The sequence below is a fragment of the Metabacillus rhizolycopersici genome (assembly GCF_020075705.1).
Genome location: NZ_JAIQUM010000059.1, coordinates 1 through 23,434 on the forward strand (window position 1 = coordinate 1; position 23,434 = coordinate 23,434).

The window sequence follows — 23,434 nt, forward strand, 5'->3', positions numbered from 1 at the left end:
TTGCCCGCTGAGGCTCCAAATTTCAGAAAACGGTCACGAAACTCCGTTAAAGTTGCCCGCTGAGGCTCCAAATTTCAGAAAACGGTCACGAAACTCCGTTAAAGTTGCCCGCTGAGGCTCCAAATTTCAAAAGTTGGTCACGAAACTCCATTAAAGTTGCCCGCTGAGGCTCCAAATTTCAGAAATTGGTCACATAAACCCATTAAAGTTGCCCGCTTTTGCTCTTTTTCCTTGATTTGGGCTTTTCCCTCATCAAAAAACAACAATTATTTAGAAAACATCCTAGAAAAAAATCCAAGAGAGTCAAAGAGGATAAGTAAGGTATAAATGCCCGCAAAGATTAAGGGAATTCTCACTTAATGGTAACACCAAAATTAAATAGAATTTGAAACAAATATTTGATATGTCCCGTTTTATAAGGTGAAACATCCATCAAAGGGAATGACTGATTGTTCGTTGAACTTCATTTTTTTCTATTCTCTTCAATACCTCTAAGTTTTAAAGTGAGGGGTAATATCTGTTAATCAGCGAAAAATAGAAGAAGGAGGGGAGTAAAAAATGACTGAAGAAGAGTTAATAGGTAAGGCAAAGGAAGGAGACATGAATGCATTTGGACAGCTTGTTGAACTTCACTATCCGGTCGTTGAGAAATTTGCCTATCAATTGGGAAACAGACATGACGAAATTGAGGATATTACTCAAGAAGTATTTATCCGTGTATATCGCTTTATTGATCAATTTTCTAAAGCGAAATTTTCAACATGGTTATATAAAATTACGCTTAATGTAACTCGAGATTTTGCTAGGAAACGACAATCGAACCTTCAAAAGGTTTTTAAAATACAACAAGACTTTCGGAATGATTACCCTGAAATTGAGTCGGAGGTGATTAGAAATGAAGAAGATCGAGTTCTTCATCTAGCCATTCAAAAACTTAATGAAAAATATCGTATTCCTATTGTATTATTTTACTTTCATGAAAAGAAATATGAAGAAATCGCTGAAATTATGTCAATTACTCTATCAACTGTAAAAACAAGAATATTACGTGGGAAGACAATGCTAAAGAAAGCGATAGATAATCTTAACGAGGAAGAAGGTGGCCACCATCGATAACAAAGTATTTGAAGAACGAATGCGCAAATTAAAAAATTCCTACGAGCAAATACCGACAGTTTCTTCAACTGAAAAAATAATGGAAGTAGTAAAACAAAACGAAAAACCAACTAAAAAACGTATGTCTTTCCAGCTTCCTTATGTAGCATCGTTTATTGGCGTACTTCTACTTGGTGGAATTTTAGCGATGCAACTACTTTCACAAACCAACAATTTAACAAATAGTGGTAAGGCACCTACGGAAGATACAATCAATCAAACTGTAACAGAAGCTGAAATTGAAATGGCTATAAAGGAAATTCGTGGTCACTACGAAAGAAAGCTTGGTGAACTAAAAGAAGAATTACAATCTGAGGATGCCCAGCAATATGGATTTGTACAGGAAGCTAAAAAAGCTGTTGAAAAGTTTGAACAAAGAAAAAATTATGCATCACAAACGGAGCTTACAACATATATGGAGAGGGTAAATGAGATTATTACCTTAAGGGTTTCAATGCCTGATGAAGAGTTTGAACTATTGGAGAATGCAGCAAAATCTGGTGAAACGATCAAAAACAACCAATTATTTGGTTATATCGATAAATTAAACATGCTACACGAGCGATTTCATGAGCAGTGGATACCGTTATATGAAAGGAATCAACATACGATTACTGATATAACAGCCTATGTCAACGAATTAAACAACGGAAATGAATTAACAGGAGATCCCGATTATTTAGAGCTCATTAAGACGTTAAGGAAAAATGGCTATTATTTCTATCATGAAGGAGAAGGGTATGTAAATTTTAAACCAGATTATACAAATATATATAATCAATTAGCAGACTCTTTAGGTGATGATGCGAAACTTTATTTGAAATTGGAGTCAGAGAAAACACGATTAATGGACGGGGCACTGACTAGTAGCCATAAGGAGCTTGGTGAACGATTACTCGAAATGGAAAGTTTCGTATTAAATTATCCCTCTTTTCTAAAAATTGACCAGATTAAGGAACAGTACCGCATGTACATTGATGTCTATTTAAAAGGAACAAATAACACAAGGATTGTAACCGAAGATGGGGAAATTTCAAATGAAGTAAAAGCGAATTTTGAAGCGTTACTGAATGAAAATGAATATTCGGAAACAGCGAAAATTGTGAGTAGATATGTTCAAAAGCTAGAGGAAACGCAATTTATCTTAACGGATGAATTAAGAGCTGAAGTTATTGAATTACCTAAAGTCTTAAAGCCTCAATCGGAAGAATATTCAACATACACCTATTTATTACCAATTTCTGATGAGATGATTGTTAGATATGAGGAATTCAAAGCGCGTGGTGATCTGACTCTTTTTTATGGGCTAGGTGGGAATACAGTTGAAATGTCGGTAGCGAGAATTTATATGTATGCAGTGGAAAAAGGTGATTACGATACAGCTTATCAACTTTCATACAATGGAACGGATTCAGAACTCCCTAATCAAGAGCAATTTGTAAAAGAGATGCAACAAGCTACAGTGGACTATCAAGCACTTTCCAATGATGTTGTAAAGGTTAGCACTAATTATGAACAGAATGGTGAGGAAATCAATCAGCTTTTGATTAAAGAAAATGGTGAAACGATAGTCATGCATATGAAACTTGAAAATGGTTACCCAAAAGTTGTTAATCATCAGCATTAAAAAGCAACGACTTCTATCAATGTTTTTTGGGGTATACTAATAATGAAGAGTATAATTTTCCTTTAAATAAGTACAATACTGTGATATAATTTTATATTGCGTATAAGTAGACATTTAAATATAAGAAATTAGGAGTGTTATCATGACAACAAAATACGAAATTGGTAGTGTGCATACAGGAAAAGTTACAGGAATTCAACCATACGGTGCGTTCGTAGCACTTGATGAAGAAACTCAAGGACTCGTTCACATTTCAGAAATCACTCATGGTTTTGTTAAAGATGTAAACGAACATTTAAAATTAAACGATGAAGTACAAATTAAAGTACTTTCAATTGACGATAAATCTGGAAAAATTAGCCTGTCAATTCGTGCAACTCAAGAAGCACCTGTTGAAGAAAAGAAAGAAGCGCCTAAAAAACCGAAAAAACGTCAAGCAACTGTTAAAACTGAAACAGAAGCTCCACAAGGATTTAACACATTAAAAGAAAAACTTGAAGAGTGGATTGAGCAATCAAAACGCGAAGAAGTTAAAAAATAATGAATGAAAAGAAGGGTCGACACATTGAGTGCCGTCCCTTTTTTTGTCTCTAAACTAATACACCTAAAAAGCTCAAAAAAAGTTATTGTCAAGTCCTTAAGTCTGTCGGGCAAAATAGCGGACAATCATGTTATTCTCCATTAATCAGTAAATGAAAAGGGCTAAACAAGTTTGTTAGCCCTTTTTGATATTAATATCAGAATTTCTAAGTTTTGTCTTCGAGAATTGTCCAACCCTAGCCCCTATGTGGTCTAAGCCAATTTTGAATTGAAGGCAAAAAACACCTTCTATTCATGCGCGTCTTATGCCTGTCGGGGCTGATCAAGGCGCTTCCGCTTTTGTTATTATCTAAGTTCTGGACGTGGCTCTCTGGAAACTTCTGCTGAAGGCTTAAAGAGGAGACCAAGATTGATTAAACCAGCTATACCAACGATGCCATAAATGATGCGTGTTAGTGCTGAACCATCACCAAAAATTGTTGCTACTAAATTGAAACCAAAAAATCCGATAAGCCCCCAGTTTATTGCTCCAATTATCGTAAATAGTAGTGCTAGACGCTGAATCCCACTCATAGTGCAACCTCCCTAGTTGTTAATGGCTACATTAGTAGGATGTGATAAATAAGAAAATTTAATAAGGGAAATATCGGTAAATTCACTTTTCTTTACAATAAATTTTGAAATGTACATAATCTAATTATGGAGGCGAAAATGAAATGGATAATTTTACATATTATAACCCTACAAGGCTAATCTTTGGAAAAGGGCAGGTAGATCAATTAGCAAATGAAGTTCTGAAATATGGTAAGAGAGTTCTTTTTGTTTATGGGGGAGGCAGCATTAAAAGAAATGGTCTCTATGACCAAGTTGTTAACCTTCTTGAGAAAAATGATATTCAACTATTTGAATTATCTGGGGTTGAACCAAACCCGAGATTGTCTACTGTTCATCGCGGTGTTGAAATTTGTAAGAACGAAAAGATTGAGTTTCTTTTAGCTGTCGGTGGCGGAAGTGTAATCGATTGTACGAAGGCGATTGCAGCCGGTGCAAAATATGATGGTGATGCATGGGATATTGTCACGAAAAAGCATATTCCTACTGACGCCTTACCGTTTGGGACCGTGTTAACATTAGCGGCTACAGGTTCTGAAATGAATGCTGGTTCTGTTATTACAAATTGGGAAACGAAAGAAAAATATGGATGGGGAAGTCCTGTTACATTCCCGCTATTTTCCATTTTAGATCCAGTCAATACATTTACTGTTCCAAAGGATCAAACGGTTTATGGAATGGTGGATATGATGTCACATGTTTTTGAGCATTATTTTCATCATACGAAAAATACACCTTTACAGGATCGTTTTTGTGAATCACTATTAAAAACGGTCATTGAAACGGCCCCTAAGTTAATCGAGGACTTAGAGAATTATGAGCTTCGTGAAACTATTCTCTATTCAGGAACGATTGCACTGAATGGTCAACTATCAATGGGTTACCAAGGGGACTGGGCGAGTCATAACATTGAACATGCGGTTTCAGCAGTTTATGATATACCACATGGTGGTGGATTAGCGATTTTATTCCCAAACTGGATGAAACATACACTAAATGAAAATGTGTCTAGATATGTACAATTAGCTGTGAACGTCTTTCATGTGGACCCGAGCGGAAAAGATGACAAAACAATTGCTTTAGAAGGTATTGATAAACTTCGTCAATTTTGGAATAGCATTGGTGCACCAAGTCGTTTGAAAGACTATCATATTGGTGAAGAAAAAATTGATCTCATGGCAGATAAAGCGATGGCGTTTGGAGAATTTGGTCGCTTTAAAGTACTTAATAAAGAAGATGTAACGTCTATTTTGACTGCTTCTTTATAAGAAAATACTCCGTACACGTAAACGTAAGTCTGCCAGCTTACAAGAAAAACTTTGCTTATGGAGATAAGCAAAGTCTTTCTTAACAGGACGTAGAGTAACAGTAACTGTTAATTAATAATTATTTTTTGATTAAAATGAAAAATTAAAAAATTAAAATTATTTACGATTACTTTACGAACTTTGCTTGATTTACATCAATAGTTTAGATAAAGTGATAGTAGTTAAAATAATAATGAAAATTCTGGAGGTAAAAGGTATGACACATGTGCGTTTTGACTATTCAAATGCATTAACTTTTTTTAATGAACACGAAATTACATACTTACGTGACTTTGTAAAAGTTGCACATCAATCAATTCATGAGCAAACAGGTGCTGGAAGCGACTATTTAGGTTGGGTAGACCTTCCGACAAACTATGATAAAGAAGAGTTTGCGCGTATTCAAAAAAGTGCTGAAAAAATTAAATCTGATTCTGACATACTTCTAGTAATTGGAATTGGTGGTTCATATTTAGGAGCCCGTGCTGCGATTGAAATGCTTAATCATTCCTTCTACAATGCATTATCGAAAGAGCAAAGAAAGACTCCACAAGTTATTTTCGTAGGAAACAATATCAGTTCTACATATATGAAGGATCTTTATGATTTACTTGAAGGTAAAGATTTCTCTATTAATGTTATTTCTAAATCAGGTACAACTACTGAGCCAGCACTTGCATTCCGTATTTTTAGAAAGCTTCTAATTGAGAAATATGGAGAAGCTGAAGCGAAACATCGTATTTTCGCAACAACGGATAAAGCACGCGGTGCATTAAAAACACTTGCAACAGAAGAAGGATACGAATCATTCGTTATCCCTGATGATGTTGGTGGACGTTATTCTGTTTTAACTGCAGTAGGTTTATTACCGATTGCTGTAACAGGTGTTGATATCGAGGCGATGATGAAAGGTGCTCAAGCTGCAAGCGAAGACTTCGGTAAGGCTGAGTTAGAGGAAAACCAAGCGTACCAATATGCTGTAGTCCGTAATGTTCTATACAATAAAGGGAAAACAATTGAAATGCTTATTAACTATGAGCCGGGACTTCAATATTTCTCAGAATGGTGGAAGCAATTATTCGGTGAAAGTGAAGGGAAGGACCAAAAAGGAATCTATCCTTCTTCTGCAAACTTCTCAACAGATTTGCATTCATTAGGTCAATATGTTCAAGAAGGACGTCGTGACATTTTTGAAACAGTTATTAATGTAGAAACACCACGTCACGAGTTGACTGTTGAAGAAGAAGCAAATGATTTAGATGGCTTAAATTACTTAGCTGGTAAATCAGTTGATTTTGTTAATAAAAAAGCATTCCAAGGTACAATGCTAGCTCATACAGATGGTGGAGTTCCAAACCTAGTCGTATCAATTCCGGCGATGGACGAGTATACATTTGGTTATTTAGTGTATTTCTTCGAAAAAGCATGCGCGATGAGCGGATACTTACTAGGAGTAAACCCATTTGACCAACCAGGTGTTGAAGCATACAAAGTAAACATGTTCGCGCTTCTTGGTAAGCCAGGATTTGAAGAGAAAAAAGCTGAACTAGAAAAGCGTTTAGATAAATAATCGGCGAATAACAGGGACTGACTCATTGTCAGTCCCTGTTATATTTAAAAATAGTAACGGTATCTCGGTAGATTGGATGATGTGAGTAGGTGGAGAACAGAGGGAATTCCGACGTAACAATTCATCAGAATCAGAAACCAGAGAGAAAAGCTGCTACCTTCCCTGAGAAATAGAATAATAAGGGAAGGAGCTTGTAAGGAAACGGAAGGGACTTATTCAATTAATGTGTAAAAACAATTAATGAATCCTGAGCACTTATTTTATAAGAAAGAGGTGGATTCAATTTCGTGTCTTCCTCTCTTTTAATGCCAATTAAAATAGATTCGCTTTCAAGAAGTTCGTGGCTAGCATCTTTGAATGTTTTCCCCACTAGTTTATCGGCTACTGGTAGTACTTGGAATAGATTCCCGTTTGCTGGGTTAAGCTCTGAATAAATTTGTGACAACCCATTTTTTGCTAAGTAACTACTCATCATAAAGTGGCTGGTCAGTTTATAGGATTTTATGATTTCATCTGCCCCAGCTCTGCTTGCATTGTTTGCCTGCTGTTCAGTTAATATTTCAATGACACAATATAAATTCGGGTTTACTCCTTTTAACGTTAATAGAACGAGGATCGAATTCATATCTGCATCGTGCTCATTTTTATGTTGATCCGCAGTAATAATCGCTGCATCTGCTGCTATAATATTTGCCTTTTGTAAAGTTTGATCGATTGAAGGATTACCTCGTACAAAATGAACATTTTCGATAAGCGGTGCCCCTTTTAAAGAATCATCAATTAAGACAATTTGTTTATGGGGTTTAACCAAGTGGAGGGATTCGATCATTTCATTTGCCTTTGCATTCCAACCGATTATGACGACGTGATTCTTACCCGTAAAAGCTACGTCTCCTGCTACGTACGAATTTTGTCTTTTGATAGCTGCTGCAGAAATCGTTGCAAAATAGGCGGTGACAAAACTAGCGCCGACAAGAATCATGATAATGCCAATACCTTTACCGAGATAGGTCCTCGGAACATAATCACCAAACCCAACTGTTGAAACGGTAACGAGTGCCCACCAAATCCCATCGAAGGTTGTCGGGAATTCATTAGGCTCTACGATTGAAATAATTTCACCGAAAACTAGGATAATAAGAAGGACAATGAGTGTTATTCGGTAAGGAAGTGGCCATCTGAACCAATGGATGATAGTATTATTTGATTTTGCCATACACTACGCTCCCCTCTTTTTTCATTATAAGGTTTATTTTGGTTAGGACTTCTTCGTTACTGATATTCACCTGTTCATCGCTTTCCTATAGCCTCGGCTGGATCATAATCATTCAAAAAATTATAAGTAACGAATTGAGAAGAATCGTAACTAACCAGTATATTTGAATCTACTCTAATTAGTATGTACACTTCTAGTAAAAAACTTCCAAGGTTCTGGAGAATGATAAATGATGATCAAGACTTATTGAGCTAGTGGTAGTTCAATAGCATTGAAAACACAGCTAGGTCAAAAACGCTAGCTGTGATTAGGTAGATTTCGCCTTCTAGGCTCTTTAATGAAAATACATTTTATCCCGCATTAACGGGCAGTAATACCCCCACCTCTAAGCTTGAATGAATCACAAAGAAGCGAAGGTGGGGGATAACTGCCCGTAAAAGCCCGATAAGTCTCGCTATCCATCAGTGGGGATGAGGAAAACCCCACTGATGGAAGTCTCGCTTTATGAATTGAGAGCTATTATATTTTTCAATCGTTTTTAATCTTTGGGCACTATCCATAAAATGAGTGGTGACCAACCCTACCGACAACCGTATTTGTAGTAATAAACTGTGGGGTAGCACTCCGTTGATGAGTACCATTTGCGAACTGATAGAGATAATTGTCATCTAGTCTAGTCACTTGGGATAAAAGATAGGCAGATTCAGTTGCGTCTGGTTTTCGACGTTTATTTAAATGTTCAATTATTCCTTCTGCATTTTTAATGCCAATCCCATGACCGTAGTATAAGCTATTCCCTAAATCTATCGCATTTTCACCACGCCACTGTGGTTTATTAGGGTCAAACTGAGGGTTATTAAAGTACAAACAGTCACCGGGTAAGTAATCATTTCCTCTGCGTGTATGAATCGGAAGATCGTCATCTGTTTGCCAATCCCTTAAATACATCCCTCGATAAATTCGATTAAATTGCTCCAAATTTATCGTGTCGAGGACTGCTTTGTAAAAAACAATCACGATTGATGTTGCACATTCAAAGCCATATAAAGGACCGTTTTGAAAAATATCACGAATCGCATCTGAAGGTAGAATTCCTTCTCTAAGCTTAAAGCCTCCCTGGTGAGTTAATCTCCAAAAACGCTCATTACAGTGAGCTTTTTGAAAAACAGCGAACTTTGCTTTACTTGCAAATAAATCTCGTGCAGCCTGTATGATTGCCATTCGTAAATGAAGATCAAAATGTAAATGATCAATATTAAAAAAGGTATATACTTCCTGATATTGATGTAATCGTTCGATTATTTCGTTTTCTTCAGCCGTAAATTTGGGGGATTTTAATTGTAGACCACTTTGCACATTGTTACCTATTAAAATCATAAACTCGCTCCTTTGGTGTTAGGTATAGTACAGTGTATGGTTCATAACAGGAGGTTAGAAATGTTTAATGGGATTTCTTGTCATAGTCTACAATTAATGAAAAAAAGGCAATAATAAGAGAAAAATTTTAATTGCATCTGTTTAGACTATAAAAATAATATATAATTCTTTTTAAATATGAAAATTTGACCAATAATCTTCAGTGAAAGGTGGAAGCGCTATGATCTTGGAGGCTGCAATGTTAAGCGTGAAAAAAGGACAAGAGGGAGAATTTGAACAGGCATTTAAAGATGCCTCAACGATTATTTCAAGTATGGATGGGTACATTACACATGATCTCCATCGTTGCTTAGAAGTTCAAGGGAAATATATTCTTTTAGTTCAGTGGGAAAACTTAGAAGATCATACAATTGGATTTAGACAATCTAATAAATATCAAAATTGGAAACAATTATTACATCATTTTTATAATCCCTTTCCAATTGTTGAGCATTTTGAGCGTGTATATTAATAATGAAAATGTTTACAAAATTATCTTTGTTTATTGATTTCAATAATGATAGATGCTATAATCTAGTTAATTATTTTTGTTCGGATAAGGATGTAAGATGGAAAATGCTTTAAAGTGTTCCGCTTGAATGATCGTTGTCTAGCAAGAATAGTAATACAATGTGGACTTATTTATTCCACACAGGAGGAAAAGCAATGTTAGAAGGTAAAGTAAAATGGTTTAATTCAGAAAAAGGTTTCGGATTTATCGAAGTAGAAGGACAAGACGATGTATTCGTACACTTCTCTGCAATCCAAGGCGAAGGTTTCAAAACTTTAGAAGAAGGCCAAACAGTTACTTTTGAAGTAGAACAAGGCGCTCGTGGACCACAAGCTGCTAACGTACAAAAATAAGTATATCGCTGCATAAGCAGCTCATATAAAAGACTCCTTTTTAGGGGTCTTTTTTAGTTTTACAAATATTAATAGTATATAAGTATAAGAGTTATTTTCTACCTAATTCGTAAGGAAGAAAATAGGCATAGGACTCGAGAGCTTTAACTCTTACTTATTTATCAAGACCAGCCTTGAACATAGGCTGGTTTTATTTGTAATATCAGCATTTATAAGTTGTGGCTTCGAGAATTGTCCAGCTCCAGCGCCTAGCCCCTCGAGGTCATAAGCCACTCTTGAATTGAAGGTAAAAAACACCTTCTATTCAAGAGTGGCTTATGCTTGTCGGGGCTGATCAAGGCGCTTGCGCTTTTCTTGTCCATTTTTGCAGAAAAGGATAAAATTGATTAAACTTCATTGTTTATTTACAATTATTCATGAAAGAGATCAGAAAAGGATATAGGTGGAAAATGAAAGTTCTAGTCATTGAAGATAATCCAAGTGTCTGCACGATGATTGAAATGTTTTTTTCAAAAGAAGGAATTACGGGTGAATTTGTTCATGATGGTCTCGAGGGGTATGAGAGATATAAAAGAAATGAATGGGATGTAATTATTCTAGACTGGATGCTTCCTAGGATGGATGGCGTTACTCTTTGTCGTAAAATAAGAGAAGAAAAAAGCTCGATTCCAATCATTATGCTGACAGCAAAGGATAGTGAGTCTGACCAAGTTTTAGGACTTGAAATGGGTGCAGATGATTATGTAACAAAGCCGTTTAGTCCGTTAGCTCTAATGGCAAGGATTAAAGCGGTGAGTCGCCGTTACCAACTAGTCGAGCAAGATCAGAAGGCAGGTAATCTTGATTTTTTGCAAACTGAGAATTTTAAAATTAGTAAATCAACAAGAGAGGTTTATTTACAAGATAGAAAGATAACGAATCTAACACCTAAAGAATTTGATTTACTCTATTGTTTTGTAGAAAATCCACGACAGGTTTTTACAAGGGAACAGTTGCTGGAACGAGTTTGGGGCTTTTCATTTTATGGGGATGAACGTACCGTTGATGTCCATATTAAACGTTTAAGAAAGAAAATTGAATCACCTACGCACCCTTTCTTTCATACTGTTTGGGGTGTGGGGTATAAATTTGATGAATCGGATATAGGAAATGAGAATTAAATATATCTATCAGCAGTTTTTCAGCCATATCAGTATATTAATTATTGCCTTTATTATAGTAAGTCTATTATTTGCACATTTTGTAGAAAATATGGTGTATGAGAATAAAGTGAAAGAATTAACCGAGTATGGTGAAACGATTTTAAATGACTTTGACCGAACAGGACAGGAGTTTGTTTTCAGTCAGTACCAACATGTTTTAAGCTCGCAGAATATAAATTTTAGCATTTTTGATCAAATGGGTAGAGTTGTTTATCCAGTTTCAACTAGCTCACCACAAACAAGAATAACAGAAGAAGGATGGAAGTGGCTTTCCCTTGGAGAAAAGATTGTAACGAAGCATAACATAAAATGGCTTGACCAAGATGTTTCGTTAGTAGCTCTTCCTTATATGGGCAATGGAGAGTTAGTTGGAGGGATTTTACTCATTTCTCCTATTAGCGGATCTCGTGAAATTATTACCGAAATGAATCAATTTTTACTTTATGCAATTATCATCACACTATCCGTGTCATTTTTGCTAAGTTGGATTCTTTCAAAAGTTCATGTGAGTCGGATTCAAAAAATAAGAAAAGCGACTTCAAAAATAGCTCAGGGCGATTATAATGCTTATATTCCAGCATCTAATTTTGATGAAATTGCAGAAATGGCAAATGATTTTAACGAAATGGTTGATCAATTAAAATCCTCAAATGAAGAAATTGATAATCTCGAGAAACGCCGTAGACAATTTATCGCTGATGTTTCACATGAGCTCAGAACTCCATTAACGACAATAAGCGGTGTGATTGAAGGGCTCAAAAATAATATGATTGAAGAGAATGAAAAAGAAAAAGGAATTCAGTTAGTTAGTCAAGAAACCAAACGGCTTATTCGACTTGTAAATGAAAATTTAGATTATGAACGGATTCGATCAAATCAAGTCAAACTTAGTAAAGAGAGAATACAGGTAAAAGAGGTATTAGAAGTGATTAAGGATCACTTGCTCCTTCAAGCAGAGCAGAAAAAAATTGAACTTATCATTGATGTTGATGAACAAAGTATGGTATTCGCTGACTATGATCGACTTATTCAAATCTTAATAAACATTACAAAGAATAGCATCCAATTTACAAATCAAGGCTCAGTTTCACTTCGTGGATATCAGACAGACGAAAAGACAATCATTGAGATTATAGATACTGGAATAGGTATGGACAAGCATGAGGTGGAAGCTGTGTGGCGAAGATTTTATAAAGCTGATATCTCAAGGAAAAGTAACCAATTTGGTGAATTTGGTTTAGGTCTTTCAATTGTTAAACGTTTAGTAGAGCTACACGAAGGGAAGATTGATGTTATAAGTGAACAAAATATAGGAACAAAGTTTACAATTTCGCTACCGATTAAGAGCAGTTAATCGAGTTTATTCCCAATAAACGGGTTATAAACAACCTACATATGGAAGTTTCACTGTATGTTTGTAAATTTTTTATTATTTTTTCATTTGTTAATAGTTTATTCATATTTTTTTGATAAGATAGAAGAAGTTATTAACAAACAGAAAAGACACATAATTGAGGAGACATAAACTGATGGAGAAAATATTGGCTAGTAAAAAGACACTTATTATTCTTGCTGCCCTTGTAGTAGTGGCAATCGCTGTATTCATTTTTATTTCAACCAGAAGCGAAGCTGTAGGAAAGGTTGGAAGTGAGTCGATTACAAAGGATGATCTATATACATATTTCGTCGATCAAAATGGTGAAAAAGCAGTAGATACTCTTATTACGCAAAGCTTAATTGAACAAGAGGTTAAAAAAGAAGGCGTTTCTGTTACACAGAAAGAAATTGATGAAGAAATGAAAAATCTAGTCGAAGCATATGGTGGACAAACAGCATTTGATCAAACACTTATGCAAAGTGGGTTAACACAGGAACTTTTAGAAAAAGATATGAAAACAAATCTTGAAATTGAAAAGCTACTGAAACCGCAAATTAAAATTACAGAAGAAGAAATGCAAACATATTTTGATGAAAACAAAGAATCATTTGCAAAAGCGAAGGAAGTTAATGCAAGTCACATCTTAGTAGATGATGAGAAAACAGCAAAAGAAGTAAAAGCTAAGCTAGATAAAGGTGAAGACTTTGCAGAATTAGCGAAGGAATATTCAAAAGATGGATCAGCACAATCAGGTGGAGAGCTAGGATTCTTTGGTGAAGGAGCAATGGTTCCAGAATTTGAAGAAGTAGCTTTTTCAATGAAAGTTGGCGAAATCAGTGAGCCAGTTAAGTCTCAATTTGGTTATCATATTATTAAAGTAAATGAAATTCAGGAAGCTTCTGAAGCAAACTTTAAGGATAGCAAAGAACAAATTGAAGGCTTATTATTCGATCAAAAAATTGCTACTGAATATCCAACATGGTTAGATAAGAAAGAAGAAGAATATGACATAAAAAATTATTTAAGTGAAGATGAAAAAGAACCAGTTGCAACAGAAGAAACAAAAGAATAAGAGACATGAAAACGGACCTTTGATAGGGTCCGTTTTTAAGTGTTCAAAATGTTTAATTTCAACACGCGCTATAAAAATTATATATATTTCCACAAAATACCTCTTTTAATCATTGATTTAACGAATCTTCAGATATAAAATGAGTTCATTGTTAATTAGAAAAAGAAATGACGAGGCGATGCAATTGACAGCAACTATTCTATCGAGGATGAATAAAAAAGTTGTAAATACACATCCATTTTCTCCTAAAAGCATTAATTTGCTTAAGCAAAAAATGAAGAAAGTACATGTGAAAAGTGGAGAACATTTATTTCATGTGGGGGATGTTGTTGATCATCTTTATTATATTGTAGAAGGCACGGTCAAATTATATAAGTGTACTGAGGATGGAAAGATACTGACATTAAATTATTTTGAAGCTGATGATATGTTCGGAGACTATATGTCTAGTGAAAAACATGGTGTGATGGAGAGTGCAAAAGCTATGGACGATTCGGTTGTTGGGGTGATCGAAAAGGTTCATATCGAGGAACTACTTTGGCAGAATCGTGACATTTCACTCGAATTTACAAAATGGATTCGTCTTGCCCAGCAGCTCACACAAACAAAGCTTCGTGATTTAATGTTTTTTGGTAAAAATGGGGCGCTTGCATCTGTCCTTATTCGGTTGACCAACACATATGGAATCCGAGAAGGTGATATTTGGAAGGTTACAAGAAAATTCACCCACGATGAAATCGCTAATTTAATTTGTACACCAAGAGAAACTGTAACGCGAATGATCAATCAATTAAAAAGAGATGGGCTCATTCACTATGAAAAAGGATACATAACGATATATAATCTAGCGGGTCTCCGTCAAATCTGCCACTGTGAGGATTGTCCATTACAAGCGTGCAGGCTGTAAAAAATGAATAATAGAAAAAAGCAAAGCTGAAGTTATGGCTTTGCTTTTTTTATTAAAGTTAATAGTTGAAGATGGTGGCATTTTTTAGGCTTGGCGGAAAAAGCAGCTGGAAAGAAAAGAAGAGTTGGTTCAAAAAAGAATAAAAGTGGTTCAAATAAAGAGTAAACTGGTTCAATTCTCCCGAAAAGTGGTTCAATCTATGCGAAGAGTAAAAACTCCTTGGGGTTGAAATCCGAGGCTTGGCGGAAAAATCCCCCTATATGTGGAATTCCTGAGTGCAATCTAGCAGGTACTAAACAGCAACTACGATAATCCTTCACGATTACCGGTCCAAACCTAAATAAAAATTAAAAACAATTTGCTATCCCATTTCAATCTATAATAAACTGTGTAGAGACAAATTATCATATTGCTAGCAATTACATGCAGAGAGGAATCAAACAATGTTACATGAATTTACAATAAACATCCCTTATAAACAGGTGGACCAATATACAGACGACTTAAATGCTGCTGGGATTTACCATTTGTACTATGAATCCCCTATTGAAATTATTAAAGTTCAAAATGGGTATGGATATGAAGAAAAAGAAGATCAGCACGTGGATTTGAAAATTTATGCAAGTGATTTAGAGGTAGAAAACTTACCTGAAGCTTATTATTCATTACTAGAAACGACTCTTTCCATTTCACGGAATGAGATTACCTATACTTCACACAATGATACAGTATGGGAGCAGTCTTACGAGTTTGAAGATATTGATTTAGGAAATGGATGGATCATTGTCTATCCAAATTCACAAAATCAATATCAGGATAAAAACATCCTAAAATTTGACCCATTAGCCGCGTTTGGTACTGGACTCCATGAAACAACACAAGGCTGTTTGCGAATGATTTTAGAAAAAGATCTTACCGGGAAAAGTGTACTTGACCTTGGTACTGGCTCAGGTATGTTAACAATTGCGGCTTCACTTAAAGGTGCTGAAAAGGTTGTTGCTGTGGATTATGAGGAGGTAGCTCGAGAGCTTTATCATAATGCGGAACTAAATAATCTAACGAATGATCTTGAAGTTGTACAAGCGGATTTAATAACTGGAGATTATACGATTGATGATATGTATGATTATATCTTGATTAATATTGGCGCTAATGAAACGATGAGTATTCTGAAGAAACATGACCTTTTAAAAAATAGTAATGACTTCATCATCTCAGGACTTGTAGAATGGCATATTGACCAATTAATTGAACAATTCCAGATTGGTGGATTTTTAATTAAAGAGAAGACTCAAACAAAAGAATGGGTAACAATTCATTTTACAAGAGCGTAAAGAAAAAGTGTCAAATTCACTCGAGAATTTGACACTTTTTCTTTACGTATATAATATATACCGATTTATACGTCGTCTGAATCCACTCTATTCAATCTAAGGATTTTACAAAAAAAGGGGTGTCCCAAAAGATTAAATGAGTGGAGGCATAGTACAGTAACAAGTTTTTCTTCTTTAATAATTATTAATTATATTGAAATATCTTTTCAAATGGAAAGATCGTTGTTATAATTCAAGGGTTCAAAAAAAAATAATAGTTTTCACTCATATAATCGCAGGGATATGGCCTGCAAGTTTCTACCGAATCCCCATTAAGGATTTGACTATGGGTAGCGATATACTTATGCTTGATCTGCCTAAACGAAATAGGTCGGTAAAAATTGGGACCAAAGAAATATTGCTCACTCATTTAGTAGTGTGCAACATTTCTTGGTTTTTTTATTTTTGTAGTAAAGTATATTGATTTAGATAACAAAGCTACATGAAATGAAATGGAAGGATTGAAAGAACTATTTTTTGTCATTATATAAGGAAAATAATGGAAGAGATGCTCGAATAGTAAAGAATTTTTTACAGGTAAAACAACGTGGTTTTTACATACGTTTTTTGAAATCAAATAATTGTCAGTTTATGAACATGACAAAGGAGTAAAAACAATTATGTATTTTATTATTAATGTTATTGGGATTTTATTAGTATTAGGCCTTAGTTTACTTTTATCATTTAATAAAAAACAGATCGCATTTAAGCCAATTATCATCTTGTTTGTTATCCAACTAGCGACTACTTGGTTTATGTTGTCGACTGATATTGGAGGAAAAGTAATTACGTTAATTTCTGATTTCTTCCTATGGTTAATCAACAGTTCTATGACTGGGATAAATTTTGTATTTGGTAACTTTGCACCTCTTGATGGCTCAACTTTCACGTTTTTCATGAATGTGTTGATGCCAATTATTTTCGTCGTGGTCTTTTTTGATATATTAACTTACTTCGGTATTTTACCAGCAATTATTAATGGGTTCGGCTGGGTATTTTCTAAAATAACGAAAACTCCTCGATTTGAGAGTTTTTATGCAATACAAGTTATGTTTTTAGGAAATAATGAGGCATTGGCGGTTACACGCGATCAATTGAATCGAATGGATGATAAGCGACTATTAACGGTTGCTATGATTAGTATGTCTTGCGTAAGTGCGGGAATGCTCGGTGGATATCTACAAATATTAGATCCGAAATACGTGTTAACTGCGATTCCTTTGAATGCAATCGGGACATTAATTATTACATCTTTAATCAATCCTTATACTGTGACAAAAGAAGAAGATATTGTTTATTCACCACCTAAATCTGAAAAAGGAAATTTCTTTGATATGATTTCTACTAGTATGCTAACAGGTGGTAAATTGGCATTAATTATTGCGGTCATGCTAATTGGATTTGTGTCCCTTATTACAGCTGCTAACACATTCTTAGGATTAATACATGATCAGCTTACACTTGAGAATATTTTTGGCGTAATCTTTTCACCAATAAGCTTTTTCATGGGGGTTGAAGTATCGCAAATTTTTACAATTGGTCAATTAATGGGCGTGAAAATTGTCTTAAACGAATTTGTTGCCATGACTAATTTAAGTACCATCATCTCTAGCTTAAATGCTCATACGGAAGCGGTTATTTCAACATTTCTTGTTTCATTTTGTAACTTCGCGACAATCGGTATTATTCTTGGAACAATGAAATCTTTATTTGGTGATAAAAAAACCAAATTTATTGCGGATCATACATGGTTATTACTAGTAAGTGGTATTTTAGTATCTAGTTTAACAGCTATGGTTGTTGGCTTATTCGTTTGGTAATCTTTAAATACACTTTGTTTGATAGAGAGGAATAGTATGATGAAAATAAATGACCCACAACATTGGGTAGCAACACTTGGACTAGAGCCTCATCCAGAGGGAGGATATTATAAAAGAACGTTCGAATCTTCGGAGCGTACATCAGATCAAGAATTATCTGTGAACTTTGAGGGCGAGCGGAAACTTTATACAAGTATTTACTTTCTATTAACGTCTAAAGATGTATCCCATTTTCATCGATTGAAATCAGATGAATTATGGTATTATCACGCTGGAAGTCCATTAACGATTCATATCATTCATGAAAATGGAGACTATGAAGAAATTAAATTAGGGATAAACCTAGACAAAGGGGAAGTACCCCAAGCGCTAGTTCCGAAAAATTCAATCTTTGGGTCGTCTGTTATGGAAGAGAATACATTTTCTCTTGTGGGTTGTATGGTTTCTCCAGGCTTTGATTTTCAAGACTTTGAACTTTTCACCCAGGACAACCTTTTATCTCAATATCCTCAACACAAGGATATAATTATGAAGCTAGCATACGAAAAAATTCCGGAATAGGGGAAATTTTCAGTTTGCAAGAGGCCAGCCGACAATTTAGGATGTCGGTTGGCTTTTTGGTTGTGAAAAAAATGTAGATTTTATAGCCAAGAAAATCATTAAACAGAGTATTCCTATCAATTTATTAAATTAAATTTAATCTTTTCACATTAGATGGTTATTTTATAAGATAGAAATATGATATGATAGAGTATATTTCATTGGATAAAGGAGATTAATTATGGAAAAAGTACTTGTTTTTGGTCATAAAAATCCGGATACAGATACAATCTGTTCTGCTATTGCGTATGCTGAATTAAAAAACAAAATTGGTCAAAACGCTGAAGCAGTACGCTTAGGCGAGGTAAATGGTGAAACACAATTTGCCCTTAACTACTTTAAGAAGGATGCACCACGTTTAGTTGAAAAAGTAGCTAGTGAAGCGAAGGAAGTTATTTTAGTCGATCACAACGAACGTCAACAAAGTGCTGATGACATTAACGAAGTTCGCGTTCTTGAAGTCATTGATCATCACCGTATTGCAAACTTTGAAACAAGTGACCCATTGTATTACCGTGCTGAGCCTGTTGGATGTACAGCGACAATTCTTAACAAACTGTATAAAGAAAATGGAGTGCAAATTGAGAAAGAAACTGCTGGATTAATGCTGTCAGCAATTATTTCTGATTCGCTATTATTCAAATCTCCAACATGCACACAAGAAGATGTAGATGCGGCAAAGGAATTAGCTGAAATTGCTGGTGTAGATGCAGATACTTACGGTTTAGACATGTTAAAAGCGGGTGCAGATTTAAGCGATAAATCTGTTGAGCAATTAATCTCACTTGATGCAAAAGAATTCCCAATGGGATCAAGTAAAGTAGAAATTGCTCAAGTAAACGCTGTTGATACAAACGATGTTCTTGTACATAAGGCAGACATTGAAGCAGCTCTTTCAAAGGTTATCGCTGAAAAAGGTTTAGATCTTTTCTTATTTGTTGTAACAGATATCTTAACAAACGATTCAGTTGCAGTTGCAATTGGTAATGAAGCAAGCAAAGTAGAGCAAGCCTTTAATGTAAAACTAGACAACAACCAAGCAACTCTTAAAGGTGTTGTTTCACGTAAAAAGCAAATTGTTCCTGTATTAACGGAAGCATTTGCAAAGTAAGCTGATTGCATAAGCCACAGGCCTTTTCAAAAGGTGCTGTGGCTTTTTTGCGATATCAGAATTTATAAGTTTTAGGCTTCGAGAATTGTCCAGCGCAAGCGTCCTAGCCCCTCTTGAATAGAAGGTGAAAAACACCTTCTATTCAAGAGCGTCTTATTTGCCTGAGGCTGATCAAGGCGCTTTTCTTTTCCTAACAGAATTTATATCATAAGGATGATCGAGTTATTATAGCAAGCTAATATGATTTTATTTTCACTTATAGTATAATAACGGGGATTAAGAAAATGATGGAAAGGTGGAACAGCATGCTTCAATTGAGTATTTCATTATTAATTGCTAATTTAATGTTGATTTCACCTGTTCTACATCTAAATGACAAATCCCATTTTGTTCAGGTAGAAGAACCATCATTTACCCCAAAAATGAATGATCATAAAGTCCAAATTGTAAAAACAGCATCATTTCTTGAACTGCTAATAACAAAGACCCTAGGGACATTTAGTAGTCATGTTCATCGTGCGAAACATACAATGACAAATGATCAATTCTTACATTTGTATACTGAATATCTTCCCCATGATAAGCCATTTTTTGTTGTGAAGAAATTCCAATCCAATTATCTTTCCTAAAATAATAGCTAATTAAATAGACAAAAATCAGGGTAATAATTAAAAATGCATGTTAAAGATTCAAATTAATCGAATCAAAATAGATTTAATCAAGTGTATGATTGCAATAAGATGAATCCTTAGAACATAAGGTCCTTTCAATCATAACGAGCAGTAAAATCCTGCCTCATCATTCAAGGAAATAAGGAAGAGAAGTAGGGGATAACTGTCCGTATAATCTCGCATTATTTACCCTATCAAATACTTATAGTAAAAAAATATCATTGGTGAATGTAAGGAGAATTTTATTAAATGGTTAAAAAAAATCGAATTGTCGCCTTCTTAATTTTTCTTATCGTTTTTACTAGTTTGATGGTAACGACATCAAAAGACACCTTAAGTAATATTAAGTTAGGCCTGGATTTGCAAGGTGGCTTTGAAATTCTTTATGAGGTTAAACCTGCTAAAGAAGGTCAAGTTATTGATGAAAAGGCACTAGCAGCTACGGCAGAAGCTCTAGATCGACGTATAAATGTTTTAGGTGTAAGTGAGCCTAACATACAAATAGAAGGTGAAAATCGCATCCGTGTCCAATTAGCAGGTGTTGAAGATCAAAACGAAGCGAGAGAGATCTTATCAACTGAAGCAAATCTTTCCTTTCGTGATTTCAATGATCGGATAATGATGGACGGTGCTGATCTCGCAGAGGGTGGGGCAGAACAAACCTTTGATGAGAATGGAAAACCAAGTGTTTCAATTAAATTGAAAAGTGCTGAAAAATTCAAAGAAGTAACACAGGAAATCGTTAATTTAACTCCTAATAACGTATTAGTTATTTGGCTTGATTATGAAGAAGGCAAGGATTCATTTATTGCAGAATCGGCTAAGGCAGATCCTAAATATATTTCTTCACCATTTGTGAGTCAAGTTTTCAATCAGAATACTGTTTCAATTGTAGGGGAATTTTCACTAGAAGAAGCGAAAAATTTAGCTGACATCCTTAATGCTGGTGCATTACCTGTTAAACTTGATGAAATCTACTCGACTTCGGTAGGAGCCTCATTTGGTGAACAAGCAATGGACAAAACTGTTTTTGCGGGCATTATTGGAGTATTAGCTGTTTTTCTATTTATGATTTTTTATTACAGATTTCCTGGCTTTATTGCCACGATTACGTTAACGGTATACAGCTATTTGACAATTCTCATTTTTGATTGGATGAATGTCGTATTGACCTTGCCAGGTATAGCAGCACTTATTTTAGGTGTTGGTATGGCCGTAGATGCAAATATCATCACGTATGAACGAATAAGAGAGGAAATTAAGGTAGGAAAATCAATCCAAGCTGCATTTAAAGCGGGGAACCAAAGCTCGTTTTCTGCAGTTACTGATGCCAATTTAACGACTCTTTTAGCTTCAGCAGTTCTTTTCTTTTATGGGACAAGTTCTGTAAAGGGATTTGCAACAAGTTTAATTATAGGTATTCTAGGGAGCTTTTTGACAAACGTTTATCTTTCAAGATGGTTACTGGGTCTTTGGGTAAATAGTAAAATCTTTAATAAAAAACCAAGCTGGTTTGGCGTGAAGAAAAAGGAAATTCACCCTATTTCTGAAAGCTTCGATACGCTTGATCTCCCAACAAAGTTTGATCGTTTTGATTTTGTTAAGCATCGTAGAAAGTTTTTTGCTTTCTCAGGAGTCATCCTCCTTTTAGGAATTGTCTGCTTGTTTGTATTTCGTTTAAATCTTGGGATTGACTTTACGAGTGGAACAAGGGTTGAGTTGCTAGCTGATCATGCTCTTAGCACGGAAACTGTGGCAACAGAACTCGAAAAGCTTGAATTACCTACAGATGATATTGTCATATCAGGAGAAAACAGTAATATAGCTGTTGCACGATATAAAGGAATTCTTTCAAAAGCAGAAATCGCTACTTTAAAGAGTCACTTTAGCAAGGAACTAGGCTCAGAACCAAATGTAAGTAGTGTGACGCCGACCGTTGGTAAAGAACTGGCGAAAAATGCTTTGAATGCACTCCTCATTTCTGTTATCGGCTTGATTATTTTCGTTACGATTCGTTTTGAACTCCGGATGGCAGTGTCAGCCGTAATCGCACTTTTATATGCAACATTTATCATCATTCCATTCTTTAGCGTTACAGGTCTTGAGGTGGATATTACCTTCATTGCAGCGCTCTTGACTGTCGTTGGTTATTCTATAAATGATACGATCGTAACCTTTGACCGAATGCGTGAAAATATGCAGCGAAGAAGGTATTTGAAGACATATGAAGATATCGTTGAAGTGGTTAATACAAGTTTACGGCAAACATTAGGCCGTTCGGTTAACACTGTAATGATGGTCGCAATCACAGTTCTTTCGATATTAATTTGGGGGAGTGAGGCAATTCGCCCGTTTTCAATTGCTTTACTCATTGGCTTAATTGTAGGAACGTACTCTTCGATTTTCATTGCAGCTCAATTATGGGTAGAGTGGAAACATAAGGAACTGAAGAAAAAAGGTGTCATCAAAACATTTAAAGAAAAAAGAACATATTCGGATGAACCGCAAGTTTAGAAGATAAAAGTACGGAGGGGATGAGCAGATGAGTAATTTAGGATTTGGCGAAATAGCCCTAATAGTGATTGTAGCCCTTCTTATTTTTGGTCCGGCAAAGCTTCCTAAATTAGGAAGAGCTGCAGGGCAAGCGTTAAATGAATTTAAAAAAGGCATGAATGGGGTTTTTAGTGAGGAAGGTAAGGATAAAGAGGGAAGATAATTTAGCTTCTAGTTAGATGTTGTGATAATGATACACAGGGGTAGTGAACCTCTGTGTATTTTTGGTTTTTTAGAAAAAAATACGTATATGATGGATAAGTGCTCCGCGTTAGATTGGAAGGGAATTTCATTTTTCTAATACATCGGTGTCATTTAGATCTCCCTTTTGTTCGTTATTGGGTTCACCATAAAGTTCGTTAATCTCTCTAGCTATCTCATCTAAGAATTCTTCTGATAATAAGGGTTTCGATTTCTTCGACATACAATCCACCTATCTT

General features: G+C 35.2%; 22 protein-coding genes and 1 riboswitch. Of the genes, 18 read left to right on the forward strand and 4 right to left on the reverse strand.

Features of this window, described 5'->3' with window-relative positions:
- Positions 1 to 558: 558 nt before the first annotated feature.
- The 3 genes from K9V48_RS20345 (at position 559) to yugI (ending at position 3,323) form a co-directional block, all read left to right on the forward strand.
- Positions 559 to 1,116, forward strand: a complete 558-nt coding sequence (locus K9V48_RS20345) for an RNA polymerase sigma factor (RefSeq protein WP_224140984.1) — start codon at positions 559 to 561, stop codon at positions 1,114 to 1,116.
- Positions 1,100 to 2,782 carry a hypothetical protein gene (locus tag K9V48_RS20350; protein WP_224140985.1) on the forward strand — a complete coding sequence of 561 codons (1,683 nt, stop codon included), beginning with the start codon at positions 1,100 to 1,102 and terminating at the stop codon, positions 2,780 to 2,782. The genes K9V48_RS20345 and K9V48_RS20350 overlap by 17 nt, the downstream gene beginning before the upstream one ends.
- 142 nt (positions 2,783 to 2,924) lie before the next feature.
- Positions 2,925 to 3,323, forward strand: a complete 399-nt coding sequence (gene yugI / locus K9V48_RS20355) for a S1 domain-containing post-transcriptional regulator GSP13 (protein WP_224140986.1) — start codon at positions 2,925 to 2,927, stop codon at positions 3,321 to 3,323.
- 344 nt (positions 3,324 to 3,667) lie between these two features.
- Here yugI and K9V48_RS20360 read toward each other — a convergent pair whose 3' ends face one another.
- On the reverse strand, positions 3,668 to 3,895 hold the full coding sequence (locus tag K9V48_RS20360) for a DUF378 domain-containing protein (RefSeq protein ID WP_224140987.1): 228 nt from the start codon (positions 3,893 to 3,895) through the stop codon (positions 3,668 to 3,670).
- 143 nt (positions 3,896 to 4,038) lie between these two features.
- Here K9V48_RS20360 and K9V48_RS20365 point away from each other — a divergent pair, with 143 nt between their 5' ends.
- A complete protein-coding gene (locus K9V48_RS20365; protein ID WP_224140988.1) occupies positions 4,039 to 5,202 on the forward strand; it encodes an iron-containing alcohol dehydrogenase in 1,164 nt (387 codons plus the stop codon).
- Between the two features lie 256 nt (positions 5,203 to 5,458).
- Complete coding sequence (locus K9V48_RS20370) at positions 5,459 to 6,811, forward strand: glucose-6-phosphate isomerase (protein WP_224140989.1); 1,353 nt, start codon at positions 5,459 to 5,461, stop codon at positions 6,809 to 6,811.
- 220 nt (positions 6,812 to 7,031) lie between these two features.
- Here K9V48_RS20370 and K9V48_RS20375 read toward each other — a convergent pair whose 3' ends face one another.
- Both K9V48_RS20375 and K9V48_RS20380 read right to left on the reverse strand, forming a co-directional pair.
- Positions 7,032 to 8,027, reverse strand: coding sequence for an ion channel (locus tag K9V48_RS20375; protein ID WP_224140990.1), 996 nt, complete (start codon positions 8,025 to 8,027; stop codon positions 7,032 to 7,034).
- A gap of 552 nt (positions 8,028 to 8,579) precedes the next feature.
- Positions 8,580 to 9,404 carry a protein-glutamine gamma-glutamyltransferase gene (locus tag K9V48_RS20380; RefSeq protein WP_224140991.1) on the reverse strand — a complete coding sequence of 275 codons (825 nt, stop codon included), beginning with the start codon at positions 9,402 to 9,404 and terminating at the stop codon, positions 8,580 to 8,582.
- Positions 9,405 to 9,624: 220 nt separating this feature from the next.
- Between K9V48_RS20380 and K9V48_RS20385 the strand changes: the two genes are divergently transcribed.
- The 13 genes from K9V48_RS20385 to K9V48_RS20445 all read left to right on the forward strand — a co-directional run bounded on the left by K9V48_RS20385 (position 9,625) and on the right by K9V48_RS20445 (position 23,157).
- On the forward strand, positions 9,625 to 9,915 hold the full coding sequence (locus K9V48_RS20385) for an antibiotic biosynthesis monooxygenase family protein (protein WP_224140992.1): 291 nt from the start codon (positions 9,625 to 9,627) through the stop codon (positions 9,913 to 9,915).
- 194 nt (positions 9,916 to 10,109) lie between these two features.
- A complete protein-coding gene (locus K9V48_RS20390; RefSeq protein WP_066330280.1) occupies positions 10,110 to 10,307 on the forward strand; it encodes a cold-shock protein in 198 nt (65 codons plus the stop codon).
- A gap of 449 nt (positions 10,308 to 10,756) precedes the next feature.
- On the forward strand, positions 10,757 to 11,467 hold the full coding sequence (locus tag K9V48_RS20395) for a response regulator transcription factor (RefSeq protein WP_224140993.1): 711 nt from the start codon (positions 10,757 to 10,759) through the stop codon (positions 11,465 to 11,467).
- The gene (locus K9V48_RS20400) at positions 11,457 to 12,863 is read left to right on the forward strand and encodes a sensor histidine kinase (protein WP_224140994.1); all 1,407 of its coding nucleotides are present in this window, start codon (positions 11,457 to 11,459) and stop codon (positions 12,861 to 12,863) included. The genes K9V48_RS20395 and K9V48_RS20400 overlap by 11 nt, the downstream gene beginning before the upstream one ends.
- A 175-nt stretch (positions 12,864 to 13,038) precedes the next feature.
- Positions 13,039 to 13,959 carry a peptidylprolyl isomerase gene (locus tag K9V48_RS20405; protein WP_224140995.1) on the forward strand — a complete coding sequence of 307 codons (921 nt, stop codon included), beginning with the start codon at positions 13,039 to 13,041 and terminating at the stop codon, positions 13,957 to 13,959.
- 184 nt (positions 13,960 to 14,143) lie between these two features.
- On the forward strand, positions 14,144 to 14,866 hold the full coding sequence (locus K9V48_RS20410; protein ID WP_224140996.1) for a Crp/Fnr family transcriptional regulator: 723 nt from the start codon (positions 14,144 to 14,146) through the stop codon (positions 14,864 to 14,866).
- Positions 14,867 to 15,309: 443 nt separating this feature from the next.
- A complete protein-coding gene (locus K9V48_RS20415) occupies positions 15,310 to 16,200 on the forward strand; it encodes a 50S ribosomal protein L11 methyltransferase (protein WP_224140997.1) in 891 nt (296 codons plus the stop codon).
- 244 nt (positions 16,201 to 16,444) lie between these two features.
- Positions 16,445 to 16,546: riboswitch (purine riboswitch) on the forward strand.
- A gap of 313 nt (positions 16,547 to 16,859) precedes the next feature.
- Complete coding sequence (locus tag K9V48_RS20420; protein WP_224140998.1) at positions 16,860 to 18,059, forward strand: NupC/NupG family nucleoside CNT transporter; 1,200 nt, start codon at positions 16,860 to 16,862, stop codon at positions 18,057 to 18,059.
- Positions 18,060 to 18,098: 39 nt separating this feature from the next.
- Positions 18,099 to 18,620 carry a cupin domain-containing protein gene (locus K9V48_RS20425; RefSeq protein WP_224141017.1) on the forward strand — a complete coding sequence of 174 codons (522 nt, stop codon included), beginning with the start codon at positions 18,099 to 18,101 and terminating at the stop codon, positions 18,618 to 18,620.
- 220 nt (positions 18,621 to 18,840) lie between these two features.
- Positions 18,841 to 19,770, forward strand: coding sequence for a manganese-dependent inorganic pyrophosphatase (locus K9V48_RS20430; RefSeq protein WP_224140999.1), 930 nt, complete (start codon positions 18,841 to 18,843; stop codon positions 19,768 to 19,770).
- Between the two features lie 284 nt (positions 19,771 to 20,054).
- The gene (locus tag K9V48_RS20435) at positions 20,055 to 20,399 is read left to right on the forward strand and encodes a hypothetical protein (protein ID WP_224141000.1); all 345 of its coding nucleotides are present in this window, start codon (positions 20,055 to 20,057) and stop codon (positions 20,397 to 20,399) included.
- Positions 20,400 to 20,690: 291 nt separating this feature from the next.
- Positions 20,691 to 22,955, forward strand: a complete 2,265-nt coding sequence (gene secDF, locus K9V48_RS20440; protein ID WP_224141001.1) for a protein translocase subunit SecDF — start codon at positions 20,691 to 20,693, stop codon at positions 22,953 to 22,955.
- A gap of 28 nt (positions 22,956 to 22,983) precedes the next feature.
- Positions 22,984 to 23,157, forward strand: a complete 174-nt coding sequence (locus K9V48_RS20445) for a twin-arginine translocase TatA/TatE family subunit (protein WP_224141002.1) — start codon at positions 22,984 to 22,986, stop codon at positions 23,155 to 23,157.
- Positions 23,158 to 23,283: 126 nt separating this feature from the next.
- On the opposite strand, the gene K9V48_RS20450 is transcribed toward K9V48_RS20445, so the two are convergent.
- A complete protein-coding gene (locus tag K9V48_RS20450) occupies positions 23,284 to 23,418 on the reverse strand; it encodes a hypothetical protein (RefSeq protein WP_224141003.1) in 135 nt (44 codons plus the stop codon).
- Positions 23,419 to 23,434: the final 16 nt, after the last annotated feature.